The organism is Streptomyces sp. NPDC048411, assembly GCF_040704695.1.
In the GTDB taxonomy this organism is placed as follows: domain Bacteria; phylum Actinomycetota; class Actinomycetes; order Streptomycetales; family Streptomycetaceae; genus Streptomyces.
In genome coordinates, this window is sequence record NZ_JBEZKL010000056.1 from 1 (window position 1) to 12215 (window position 12215).

Sequence of the window (12215 nt, forward strand, 5' to 3'; positions counted from 1 at the left end):
CCTCGACAACCGTGGTGCGGTCGGAGTCCAGAACGGCGACGGGCACCGGCTCGGGCCCGTACAGCCGGATCCCGGAGCCCTGCCAGGAGTGCGGGGCGCGGAAGCCCGGGGTGCGCTCCAGGCGGCGCCAGCCCGCGGAGGTACGGCCCCGGTGGGCCGGAGCGGCGGACGTGGCTGCGGCGCGGGCGAGCAGGACCGCGGTTATGGCGGCCAGCTCCTCGGGGTCGGCAAGGCCCTTCTCGACGCGCAGCACGGACTCGGCAGGAACAGCGCTCATGGGATGTATCTCCGTCTTTTCGGCAGTACGTGGCGGACTGTGCGGGGTGGTACGCAGTCGCGGTTACTGCGGGGGGTTCCCGTGCTTGCGGGACGGCAGATCGGCGTGCTTGGACCGGAGCATCGCGAGCGAGGCGATCAGTACCTCGCGGGTCTCGGCGGGGTCGATGACGTCGTCGACCAGGCCGCGCTCGGCGGCGTAGTACGGATGCATCAGTTCGGCCTTGTATTCCTTGACCATGCGGATCCGCATGGCCTCCGGGTCCTCGGCGTCGGCGATCTGCCGACGGAAGATGACGTTGGCGGCACCTTCGGCGCCCATCACGGCGATCTCGTTGGTGGGCCAGGCGTAGGTGAGGTCCGCACCGATGGACTGGCTGTCCATCACGATGTACGCACCGCCGTAGGCCTTGCGCAGGATCAGCGAGATCCTCGGCACCGTGGCGTTGCAGTACGCGTAGAGCAGCTTCGCACCGTGCCGAATGATTCCACCGTGCTCCTGATCGACGCCGGGCAGGAAGCCGGGTACGTCCAAAAGGGTGATGATGGGAATGTTGAATGCATCACACATCTGAACGAAGCGGGCCGCCTTCTCCGACGCCTCGATGTCCAGGACACCGGCGAGGGACTGCGGCTGGTTGGCCACGATGCCGACGACCTGGCCGTCGAGCCGGGCCAGGGCGCAGACGATGTTGCGGGCCCAGCGCTCGTGAATCTCCAGGTAATCGCCGTCGTCGACGAGCTCCTCGATGACCTTGTGCATGTCGTACGGGCGGTTGCCGTCGGCCGGCACCAGGTCGAGCAGGACGTCGCCGCGCCGGTCGGCCGGGTCGTCACTCGCCACGGTGGGCGGGTTCTCCCGGTTGTTGGACGGGAGCATCGACAGCAGGTACCGCACCTCGGCGATGCAGGTCTCCTCGTCGTCGTACGCGAAGTGCGCGACGCCCGAGGTCTCGGCGTGCACATCGGCGCCGCCGAGGCCGTTCTGCGAGATCTCCTCCCCGGTGACCGCCTTCACGACGTCCGGTCCGGTGATGAACATCTGGGAGGTCTCGCGGACCATGAAGACGAAGTCGGTGAGGGCGGGGCTGTAGGCCGCGCCGCCCGCGCACGGGCCGAGCATCACGGAGATCTGCGGGATGACGCCGGAGGCGCGCGTGTTGCGCTGGAAGATGCCGCCGTATCCGGCGAGCGCGCTGACGCCCTCCTGGATGCGGGCGCCGGCGCCGTCGTTCAGCGAGACCAGCGGGGCGCCCGCCGAGATCGCCATGTCCATGATCTTGTGGATCTTGGTGGCGTGGGCTTCGCCCAGCGCGCCGCCGAAGATCCGGAAGTCGTGTGCGTAGACGAAGACCGTGCGGCCCTCGACCGTGCCCCAGCCGGTGATGACACCGTCCGTGTACGGCTTCTTCTCCTCCAGGCCGAACCCGGTCGCCCGGTGCCGGCGCAGCTGCTCGACCTCCTTGAACGAATCCGGGTCCAGGAGCAGCTCGATGCGCTCACGCGCTGTCAGCTTGCCCTTGGCGTGCTGGGCCTCGGTCGCCCGGTCGCTCGGTCCGCGCCGGGCCTGCTCGCGCAGCGCCAGCAGTTCGGCCACCCGGCCACGGGTGTCACTCGGCTCGCCCGGGGTTTCGTCCACAACGGTCATGTATCGACCCTACGAACCCAGCCAAGAAAATCCTGCCGTCGACTCTGTACAGTCTCCTGACCCGTTTCCTGGCGGAGCCGGACAGAAACGTTGCCCCATGCAGGCGAACCACCAGGGGAATGCGGTCTCGCTTTGTGAGAGCTCTACAAAACGGGACTGTGGTGTACCGCACAAGCCCGTCACCCCCGGCGTGTGGGCCGTTTGTGCTTACCGCACGCAGAAGCGGCGGTCCGGACCCGCCGGCCCAGGGCCTGTCGGGCCGATCTTTCGGATCTTTCCCGATCAGGAAGCCCGGCAGGACCCGGAACAAAGGCCCTAGGGCGTGTTTCGAAAGTAGCGTCGTCCGCCCGTAGGGCGGGCCAGGCGACGTCTGGTGCGTGCGATCGCAAGGCGGAGGGTCGCCCCGATACTGGGCGTATCGGGGCGAGCCCGACAACGCAGCGAGCGTGCGTGCCAGGCGTCGCCAGGCAGGCGGGACTTTCGAAACACGCCCTAGCACCGCTACTCCCCCGGCAAGAGCGGACCAGACAGGTATACCGACAAATATAGCCAGTAGCCGGCCGCCGTGGCCGGAAAGGACTCGGTACCCAGAACCTTCCCCAGCGGGGAGACCACGGCGGCAACATGAACCTCGCTGTGTGTGTCCACGCCCAGGACGACCTCGCCCGGAACGGAAAGATCCGTGCTGGAGGAGATACTGCGCTGTCTGCTGTTTGTCCGGGACACCGGTACCGGCAACATTTCCCAAGTGCTCGTCGGCCTGCTCGACTCCGGTGAACCATACGAAGGGCTCACCACGGCCCGCAGAACAACGTAGGGATCAGTTGTCCCCGTCCTGCTTTCGCAATGACGTCGGCGAGCGCCCCGTGCCGCAGATAGCGCAGCACCGAGTGGGCATCAGCGACTCCGTTGGTGGCGCGTTCGTCGCGTACGTCTGGCGCGACCGATGCGAGGCCCTGGGACTGGGTGAGGATGTCACCAGGAACAACCAGTCGATTCCGTCGGGCAGTCGGAGGGGACTTTCGTCGTGCCCCAGAGAGCGGCGGATGGTGGGCCAGGCCAGCGGGGAGCCGCATGTGACCAGGGTCGTGAGTCCCTCAGGGCCGGGGCCGATGCCGTCGCGGATCAGCATGTCAAAGGCGATCACGCTGCCGAGGGAGTGCGCGACGACCACACGCGGACCAGGCTTGTGCAGTTCCGCTCGGACAGAGCTGGCCGAAGGCCCAGGTTCTCTGATCCCGCCAGAGCACCAGGAGCGCGGCGCAGCACGCGCGACCGACGGCATTTCGGCCAACGCCGATTCATGGAGGGCCTCTTGTGGCACAAGGGCCCATGCATCTCGCACCTTTCAGCAGCCGCTTGGATCCGGGGTTCGAAGCTCGGCCGAAAGACACGTGTTCGAGAAGTCGGTGGAGTCGTTGAACCCGACGAGACCGCCACGGCCGTCAGGAAGGAGCGAAGTGACACGCACCGGACCACGCCGCGCTGCCTCGCAGGACGCAAAGAGCACACCGGCGAAGGACACGATCTCCAACGCGGAGCGCGAGCTGTACGGGGGCAGGCTGCGCTACGACCAGTCCTACGTACGTCACGCGGGCCCGCTGACCAGGCTCTCGTTCCGGCATATGGCGGCGGCGTTGCCGCGCATGGTCGCCCTGGTGCTCCGCACGGGCTGGCAGACGGACCGGCGGGCCATGGCGGGGGTGGTGATCGCGCAGCTCGGGCAGGGGGTGACCGCGGCGTGGGGGCTGGTTGCGGTCAACAGCGTGCTCACGAATCTGTTCGCTGAGGGGCCGACGGCGGACAAGCTGCGAGAAGCCCTGCCGTCGTTGACGGTACTGGCGGCGACCGCGGTGATCGCGGCCCTGCTGACGGCATGGTCGACGGCGATCTCCGGCCGGCTGGAACCGCAGGTGGAGCGGGCGGTCTCGGCGCGCTACTACACGGCCGTCACCCGCGTCGAGCTGGAGGCGACCGAGCGCCCCGAGGTCCAAGTGCTGGAGGCCGGCCGGTTCGGCACGGATTCGGCCCGCAGCATGCTGATGCTGTCGGTGGGGGTCGGCAACGTCCTCATCTCGATGGTGGCGGCCGCTGTCGTCCTGGCGTCGCTGCACTGGATGCTCCTGCCGATGCTGCTGGTGATCGCCTTGCCCAAGGGGTGGGGCGCGGTCAGCTCCGCACGCCGCGAGTACGTATCGAAGCTTCACTGGATCGACCACCGGCGGGCCATCGCCTCGCTCCTGGGCTTCCTGACCCGCCCGCACGCGCAAGGCGAGATCCGCGTCCACGCCGCCGGAACAAAGCTGCTGAAAAGCTACGAGGAGATGTCCCACCAGACCGAGGCAGAACAGCGACGCCTGGCCCGCGCGCAGGCCTCCACGGACCTGGTTGCCGGCGCCTTCGCGGGCATCGCGTCGCTCGCCTGCTACGGAGTGCTGTGGTGGCTGCTGGCCGACGGCTCCCTGCCGCTCGCCGTCGGCGGCACCGCGGTCCTCGCGATCCGCGCCTCGACCGCCCGGCTGACCTCGCTGGTTCAACAGGTCAACCGCCTCTACGAGGAACTGCTGTTCCTCACCGACACCGAGGACGCCATCACCCTGTTAACCGAGAACGCCATCCCCACCACCGGCGCTCCGCTGCCGTCCCACGTCCACCAGATCCACGTGGACAACGTGTCCTACACCTACCCCGGGGCCGACTCCCCTGCATCGCAGAACGTCAGCTTGAGGGTGCGCCGCGGCGCAGGCCATCACCGTCGCCGGTTTCGGGATCACCGCCATCGGTATCTCGGTCATCGCCGTGGTGGACCTGCACGCCTCCACCATTTACGTGGCACTGATCGCCGTCGCGGGGAAGCTGCCCCGTTGCTGCTGTCCCTCCACGCCAGTGGCCTCGCCGACCGCCGTCCGTGCTCTGCACACCGTCGGCGCCCGCGCACCCGACGCCGTCCAAGGCGCCACCTGATGCCCCGCACTGCAGCGGATCACACCACCGCCGTCATTTCGCCCGGTCCCCCTCACCGTCCGTCTCCCGCCGAGCCCGTCGGAGCCTGCGTCCGCCCCACGAAGGGTGCCACCATGCCGCCCGCCCGATCCGACATCCGCAACCCCGACGTGCCCTTCCCTGGCCTTCCGCCAGAGCAGGAGGCGCTGTTCGCGGCCGCGGCCGCGCCCTACGCCCGCTACCGGCCCGGTGTGCCGGACGCGGCGGTTCGGCTGCTGGCCGACATTCTGCGCGGACAGTCGGTGCCGGTGCTGCTGGACCTGGGCACCGGCACCGGGCAGGTGCCGCTCGCCCTCCGGGCGGCTGTCCCCGATCTGGCGCACATCGAGGCGGTCGACGTCAGCCAGCAGATGCTGGACCAGGCCCGGGTCGCGCTGGCTCCCGCGCTCGACCGCTGCACCCTCACCCTCGTCCGCTGCGCGGCCGACGCGTACAGGCCGCTCACACCTCTGTCCGGCGAAGAGGCACAAGCGCCGGACTTGGTCACCTGCTGCCGGTCCTACCACTGGATGGACGGTCCGGCGGTGCTGAAGATGGCGGACCGGGTCGCCGCGCCGGACGCCACGGTGGCGATCATGGGCGACGGGAGCCTGTGGACCCACGATGCCGAGTGGACCCGTGCGCTGCGCGGACTGATCCAGCGCTACCTGGGCTCCGAGCGCCGGGCGGGCAGCCGCGGCTCCTACTCCGAGCCCCGTCGCTCGTACGAGGAGGACCTCGCCGCGTCGGCGTGGAGCGACGTCACCGAGCACCGTGTGCCCGTTGTCCGTACCTGGAGACCGGAGACCGTGCTCGGCTACCTGCGCGGCACCTCCTTCGCCGGCGCGGAGCTCTTCGGGCAGCGACACGCCGCGTTCGAGGACGAGGCCCGCACGCTGCTCCACACGCACGCGACCGACGGATCCCTGGTGGAGAACGCCGTGTTCACGGTCCTGCTCGCCCGACGCCCCGGGGGTGCATCGTGAGCAGCGGGGAGCGGCACGCCGAGCCGGTGGACGTCCACCTGATCCTGCGAAGGGAGACCGGCGAGGGGCCGGAGGTCCTGCTGTCGCGGCGGGCCGGGCAGGTGTACACCGCCGGCCTGTGGCATCTGGTCTCCGGGCACCTGGACGGACCGCATGAGGACGTCGTCGACGCGCTGATCCGCGAGGCGGCGGAAGAGGCCGGCGTGAGCATCGACGCGGCGGACGTACGCTTCGCGGTCGCCGTGCACCACCGCAGCCCTGGCGGCAAGTCGAGGTCTGGACTGTTCTTCGAGGTGCGCACCTGGCAGGGCGCCCCCTCCGTCCGGGAGCCGGCCGTGTGCGACGCGATGGGCTGGTTCCCTCTCGACGCCCTTCCGGAGCCGATGGTCGCGTACTGCCGGGCGGGGATGGACGCCTACCGGTCCGGCCAGATGATGGCCGTGCACTTCCAGGAGCCCCGGGACCCGATCGCCTACGACCCATCTTTCGACCGGTGCCGTCCCGTCCCGGCGGTCGGGACGTCCGGACCGGGCCCGCGGCTGCGGGAGTTCACCGAACAGGCCGTCGGACGCATCACCGGCTGGACGGATGCCTCCTGGGCGCGGGAGGGCAGCCAGGTGTGGCGGGCGCACGGCGCCGACGGAGGGATGTGGTTCGTCAAGGTCCACCAGAACGAGCGCTTCCACCAGAGAGAGGTGACCGCCCTACGCACCTGGGCTCCGCTACTGGGCGCGGCTGCGCCCCGACTGGTGGCCGCCGACGAGAAACTCAGGGCAGTGGTGCTCACAGCGGTGCCGGGCCGCACTCTGCACGGCGTCGCCCTGTCCCCGCGGCAGGAGAAGGCAGTCTTCCGCAAGATCGGCGCGCTGGCCCGCCGGATCCACCACGCCTCTCCCCCGCGCCCCGCCCCCGTCGGCAGCGGCCCGGCTGTCGGCAAAGCCGAACGGCACCTGGCCGCAGCGGGACCACACCTGGAGCCGGGAGATGCCGAGTTCGTCCGCGACCTTGTCCGGCAGGCGCAGGCTCTGCCGCCGCTGGAGTGGGTGGAGACCCACGGCGATTTCCAGCTGCGCAACATCCTCCACACCGATGACGCCGACAGCTCCGAGGATGACGACGGCTTCCTCGGGGTGATCGACCTCGAGCGCAGCGAGCCCGGCCCGGCCGTACGGGACTTGGTCCGCATGTCCGACGCCTGGGCCAACCGCCCCGAGCTCTTCCAGGCGTTCCTGACCGGGTACGGCAGGCCCCTGACGGGGGCCGAGGAGGCACGGCTTGTCATCGACATGGCTCTCGATTCGGTGAGCGGGATCGCGTTCGGCGTCGCCCACGGTGATCCGGAACTCGTCGAGCGGGGCCGGCGGACTCTGGCCCGGTTGCGCGCCGAGCACAACACCTTCAACTCGTCCACGGGAGAGCGCTCATGAACCGCGACACGGTATCGATCCCCACGGTGAGGCCGTCGTCTGACGCCGGGCACCCGCTGACCCGCGCGGCCACGCCTGCTGACGCCGAGGGCATCGTCCGGATGCGCTCCGAGCACGTCCTGTCTACGCCCCTGAGCGAGGAATGGATCCGGCAGTGCACTGACGAGCTGGCGCCGCGACTGATCGAGTCGGGGGACGCGCGCGCCTTCGTCATCGACAGCCCGGACGGCGCGCTTGCTGCCTGCGCGCTCGGTCTGATCCACCCCGTGCTTCCGGCACCGGCCTACCCCCGGGGGCTGGCCGCCCGCGTGCACGTCGTCGCCACGCGACCGGACGTCCGGCGCCGCGGCTACGCCCGGGCCGTGGTCTCCGCACTCCTCGACCACCTCTCCCGCGACGAGCAGGTCACCCTGTTCGAGCTCCACTCCAGCGTGGAGGCAGCCCCGCTCTACCGCGAGCTCGGCTTCGCGGGCAGTCCGGCCCTGATGCGGATGACACGTCTCAACGAACCAGCCGCTGCGAGCACATCGGAAGGCGCCTCGGCCTGGATGCCGCCCGAGCTGTACGCCGCCACGGTGCCGAAGACCACGGCGTTCGCCTGCATGTATTTCACCGACGAGGACGACCGGCCCATCCAGCTGCACTCCGTCTACTCGCCCGCCCACCCGTGGCAGCTGGTGGGCGGAACGATGGATTTGGGTGAGCGGCCCTGGGAGACAGCCGTGCGCGAGTGCCGGGAGGAGACTGGCCTGACGCCGCCAGGGCCGCCCCGTCTCCTGGCCACCGTGTTCGGGTTGCCGGGCGCCGAATGGCCTCACAGCACGATCGGCTGCGTCTTCGACGGCGGCCGGCTCACCGCGGAACAGATCCGCGCCATCGCCTTGAACCCGCGGGAGCACGACGAGGTCCGTGTTCTGCCCCTGGGCGAATGGGAGGCGCTGATGCCGCCTCGTGACTTCGCGCGCCTGAGCGCGGTGGAATCTGCCCGGCGCACCGGCGAGGCCGCGTACGTCGGCACCTGGGACTGGGGAACCGCATGAGCAGCAGCATCGTATTGATGTCCGATCCGAGGGTGGCCGCGATCCCCCTTCAGGACTGCGGCGAGAGACTCGTCGACGTCCGCGAGCACCGACTGCAGGTCGATGACCGCCGGCAAGACGCGACCGGCGCCTACGCCCACGTACGGCAAGGGGTCCTCACCCGGCTGCTGCACGCACAGTCGCTGCTGCCCACTGGCGTGCTCGTGTTGTTCGTGGAGGGCTACCGGCCGCCGGCCCTGCAGCGGCGCTACTTCGAGACGTACTCCGGCGAGCTGGCCCGTGCCCACCCTGAGTGGCAGGCCGCCGAGCTCCGCGAAGCGGCCAGCCGTTTCGTCTCACCTCCGGAGATCGCACCGCACTCTGCCGGCGCGGCCGTCGACGTGACACTCGTCGACTACCAAGGCCGCGAGCTGGACATGGGCACACGCGTCAACGCCAATCCCGAGGAAAGCGGCGGCGCCTGCTACACCGATGCCCCTGGTCTCAGCACCCGGGCCCAGACGAACCGGGCCACCCTCAAGGCCGTGCTGTCCGCGGCCGGGCTCACAAACTACTCGACCGAGTTCTGGCACTGGAGCTTCGGCGACAGGTACTGGGCGCTGCAGACCAAGCAGCCGGCCGCCCTCTATGGCCCCGTCGAGCTGCCGTAACGACCACCCCCCTTTCATGAGCAAGGAGCGATCTGTGGGATACACCCGGGCCGATTGGTCCCAGCACTACGACGATGGCCGTGGGTTCCGGCGGCTCGGGAACGAGGAGAAGGCTCTGCTCATCGAGCACGCCACTCCGGCACCCGAGAACGGCCGGGCGCTGGATGTCTGCTGCGGTGCCGGTGAGACGGCCGTGTTCCTGACATCGCTCGGGTACACCGTCGACGCCGCCGACTTCGCCGAAGGCGCCCTGGAACGGGCCCGCCAGGAGCACCCCGGAGTAGAGGGGGTGCGCTGGCTGTGCCTGGACATCGAGCACGACGACCTGGCCGACCTTGCCGACGACGACTACGACCTGATCACCCTGCGGCTCTCCGTCGCCTTCATCCGCGATCGCGCCCGGGTGCTGCGCCGTCTGGCCGCGCGGCTGCGCGACGGTGGGGCACTCGTCATCATCACCCCCGTCGTGGAGCACACGCCCGACGAACGGCGCCACATCGCCCTGGATGAGGACGAACTCGCCACACTCATCGACGGCTTCCCGGACGTCGAGCGGTTCGACGCGGCGGGCCTGGCGATGCTGATCCTGCGCGGGGCAAACGGTTCATTCACCGCGGTGGAGAAGGGCCGACCAGCCCCCCAGGCGGTTGTTGGCGCTGCGGCCGTCATCACCGACGCCTCTGGACGGGTTCTTCTGGGCCGCTCCACCCGGGGCATGTGGGAGCTGCCGGGAGGCCGGATCGAGACAGGCGAGTCCGCATCGGCCGCAGCAGTGCGGGAGTTGGCGGAGGAAACAGGACTGACGGCACGCGAGGAGGATGCCTTTGTCATCGCGGTCCTTCACGACGACCGGCAGGACGTGCGCCGCATCTCCCCGGTCGTGCGCGTAACCGACTGGGAAGGCGAGCTCGGACTGCCCGAAGCGCACCGCTTCTCGTGCTGGCAGTGGCACTCCCTGCACACCTTGGCCACCCTGGGCAAGATCTTCGCGCCCTCCGCGCAGGCGTTGAACGCGGTGTGGCCGGGGACGCTGCCCGGGCTGCCGCCGATCCACTCCTATCGGTGCGCCGCCACCGTCCCGGCCGTGCCGGGCGAGCCGGCCGAGGCCGTCCGGCTGCGCGAACGGATGGCAGACACCGTGATCGCGAAGGGCTGGGCGCCCTCACCGCGGGTGCAGGCCGCGCTGCGTGAGGTACCCCGGCACCGTTTCGTGCCCGAGGCCCCGCTGGAGACGGCCTATCACGATGACCTGGCCGTGGTGACGGTCCGGGAGCCGTCCGAGACCGCGGTCAGCTCCGTCTCGGCGGCCTGGCTGCAGGCGGACATGATCGAGCAACTCCGGCTGGAGCCGGGGATGACCGTGCTGGAAGTCGGGTCGGGCGGGTACAACGGGGAGCTGCTCGCGCACGTGGTCGGGGAGCGCGGCCGGGTAGTGACCGTGGACGTCGACCCGTACGTGGTGCACCGCACACAGCGGCTGTGCGCGGAGGCCGGAAGCGGCCGGGTGGCCGCTGTCCTCGGCGACGGCGGACTCGGCGCGCCCGGACATGTCCCGGCCGGCGGGTTCGACGGTGTGATGATCACCCATAACGCGTCCGACATCGCACCGGCCTGGCGGGAACAACTCGCCGAGGGCGCGCGGTTGGTCGTGCCGCTGGAGATGGGCGGCTACACCCGCTCCCTCACCCTGGTCCGGCGCGGCGACACCCTGGTGGCGGAGCACTGGACGTACTGCGGTTTCGTGCGGGACCGCGGTGCCGCCGCTCGCACCGCCCCGGCCGTGCGGCTGGCCGACGGCGACGTCACGGTGCGGTGGGAGGACGGGGCGCCCGGCGACACCGCCGGTCTCGACCAGGCTCTGCACGGGCCGCGGCACGAGCTCTCCACCGGCCTCGTCGTCCGGGGCGTCTTCAACTTCGAGACCCTGCAGATCTACGCCGCCAGCACGCTGGCAGGGTTCTGCCGGCTGACGGTGCCGAAGGGGTCCTCGCTCGTGGCCCAGCAGGACGCGGCAGCGATCCTGGCGAACGGCTCCCTCGCCTACCTGACCTACAGGCAGGTCCAGGACGCCCCGGAGCCGGCCGACCGCATCACGGAGTTCTTCATCCACGCCTACGGCCCAGCTGCCGAAGAGGTGGCGGAGCACTTCTCCGAGTGCGTCCGCGTCTGGGACCGCGAGGTGCGCGAGAGCGGCTATCCGCCGATGACCATCCACCCGGCCGGAACACCCGACGACCAGCTGCCGCCCGGCGATGTGCTCGACAAGCCCAGCGCAAGGCTTGTCTTCCAATGGCCGAGCCGAACCCTCGCCAGCGAACAGAACCCCCTGGCGGCGGGCGGACAGCGTGCCTGACTCAGACGAACTGACCCGCGCGAAGCCCGTGACGTCGTCCGCTACGGCTTCCCTGCTCGGTGTGTTCGCCCATCCCGACGACGAAAGCCTCCTCGCCGGTGGCGTACTCGCCCAGCACGCTGCCGCGCACGCGCGCACCGCTGTCGTCACCATGACGTGGGCGCCTGAGAGCCCGCGGGCCGCCGAGCTCGCGGACGCGTTGCGCGCCCTCGGTGCGGGCACCCCACGGTTACTCGGGTACGGCGACGCCCGCAACCCGAAGGCGGCCCCCGGCCGTCCTCGGCTCGTCGACGCACCGCTGGACGAGGTGATCGCCGCCCTGGTCCACCAGGTCCGCTCGTTCCGCCCCGACGTCGTGGTGACGCATGATGCCTTGGGCCAGCTGACCGGTCATGCGGACCATCGCCGCACTCACCAGGTCGCTCTCCTCGCCGTTCAGGACGCGGGGCTCGCGCATCTGCACCCGGAAGCCGGGCAGCCCTGGCAACCGCGCGCCGTGTACTGCGCCACGCGCTCAAAATCGGGCGTCGGAGATCTCGGGCCGCTGCTGGAGGCCGCCGGCAAACCCGTGCTCGCGGTCCCGGACGCGTACGCCACCACAGCCGTCGACGTCAGCCCCTGGCTGGAGCAGAAGTGGGCCGCGATCCTCGCGCACCGTGGGGAGGTCGCCCGCGAACGGCCGCTGCCCGGCATCCTCGCCCGCCTGCCTGAGGAGACCCGGCGAAAGATCATCGCGACCGAGTACTTCACCCGGCTCACGACCGGGCCCGTCCCCAACGCTCCCCATCGGCTCACTGCCTGACGGCGCTCAACCGCCTCACTCCTCCCTCGGCCCGACCGGCCCCTTCTGACT

At 70.2% G+C, this 12215-nt stretch carries 8 protein-coding genes and 2 pseudogenes; 7 read left to right on the plus strand and 3 right to left on the minus strand.

All coding sequences use genetic code 11. The annotated features are described in order from the left end of the window. Positions 1 to 76: 76 nt before the first annotated feature. From AB0915_RS20620 to AB0915_RS20630, 3 genes and pseudogenes are all read right to left on the minus strand, one after another. Positions 77 to 277: pseudogene (locus AB0915_RS20620) on the minus strand (acyl-CoA carboxylase subunit epsilon); the annotation flags it as partial. Between the two features lie 63 nt (positions 278 to 340). Next, positions 341 to 1924 (minus strand): acyl-CoA carboxylase subunit beta, encoded by a 1584-nt coding sequence (locus tag AB0915_RS20625; RefSeq protein WP_366692464.1) that lies wholly within the window; start codon positions 1922 to 1924, stop codon positions 341 to 343. A gap of 552 nt (positions 1925 to 2476) precedes the next feature. Continuing rightward, positions 2477 to 2620 (minus strand): annotated as a pseudogene (locus AB0915_RS20630) (IS110 family transposase); the annotation flags it as partial. Between AB0915_RS20630 and AB0915_RS20635 the strand changes: the two are divergent. The 7 genes from AB0915_RS20635 to AB0915_RS20665 all read left to right on the plus strand — a co-directional run bounded on the left by AB0915_RS20635 (position 2607) and on the right by AB0915_RS20665 (position 12164). Further along, positions 2607 to 2741, plus strand: a complete 135-nt coding sequence (locus AB0915_RS20635; protein WP_366692500.1) for a hypothetical protein — start codon at positions 2607 to 2609, stop codon at positions 2739 to 2741. The pseudogene AB0915_RS20630 and the gene AB0915_RS20635 sit on opposite strands and share 14 nt — an antisense overlap. A gap of 643 nt (positions 2742 to 3384) precedes the next feature. Beyond that, positions 3385 to 5892, plus strand: coding sequence for a methyltransferase domain-containing protein (locus AB0915_RS20640; RefSeq protein ID WP_366692465.1), 2508 nt, complete (start codon positions 3385 to 3387; stop codon positions 5890 to 5892). Then, positions 5889 to 7319 carry a phosphotransferase gene (locus tag AB0915_RS20645; protein WP_366692466.1) on the plus strand — a complete coding sequence of 477 codons (1431 nt, stop codon included), beginning with the start codon at positions 5889 to 5891 and terminating at the stop codon, positions 7317 to 7319. The genes AB0915_RS20640 and AB0915_RS20645 overlap by 4 nt, the downstream gene beginning before the upstream one ends. Next, positions 7316 to 8359, plus strand: a complete 1044-nt coding sequence (locus tag AB0915_RS20650) for a GNAT family N-acetyltransferase (RefSeq protein ID WP_366692467.1) — start codon at positions 7316 to 7318, stop codon at positions 8357 to 8359. The genes AB0915_RS20645 and AB0915_RS20650 overlap by 4 nt, the downstream gene beginning before the upstream one ends. Continuing rightward, positions 8356 to 9009 carry a M15 family metallopeptidase gene (locus AB0915_RS20655; protein ID WP_366692468.1) on the plus strand — a complete coding sequence of 218 codons (654 nt, stop codon included), beginning with the start codon at positions 8356 to 8358 and terminating at the stop codon, positions 9007 to 9009. The genes AB0915_RS20650 and AB0915_RS20655 overlap by 4 nt, the downstream gene beginning before the upstream one ends. A gap of 34 nt (positions 9010 to 9043) precedes the next feature. Further along, a complete protein-coding gene (fxlM, locus tag AB0915_RS20660; RefSeq protein ID WP_366692469.1) occupies positions 9044 to 11362 on the plus strand; it encodes a methyltransferase, FxLD system in 2319 nt (772 codons plus the stop codon). Then, positions 11355 to 12164, plus strand: coding sequence for a PIG-L deacetylase family protein (locus tag AB0915_RS20665; RefSeq protein ID WP_366692470.1), 810 nt, complete (start codon positions 11355 to 11357; stop codon positions 12162 to 12164). The genes fxlM and AB0915_RS20665 overlap by 8 nt, the downstream gene beginning before the upstream one ends. The last annotated feature ends 51 nt before the right edge of the window (positions 12165 to 12215 follow it).

Bases quoted from the DNA above. Each gene is read 5' to 3' on its own strand.
- AB0915_RS20625 (WP_366692464.1), bottom strand. From the start codon at position 1,924: ATGACCGTTGTGGACGAAACCCCGGGCGAGCCGAGTGACACCCGTGGC.
- AB0915_RS20650 (WP_366692467.1), top strand. From the start codon at position 7,316: ATGAACCGCGACACGGTATCGATCCCCACGGTGAGGCCGTCGTCTGAC.
- AB0915_RS20655 (WP_366692468.1), top strand. From the start codon at position 8,356: ATGAGCAGCAGCATCGTATTGATGTCCGATCCGAGGGTGGCCGCGATC.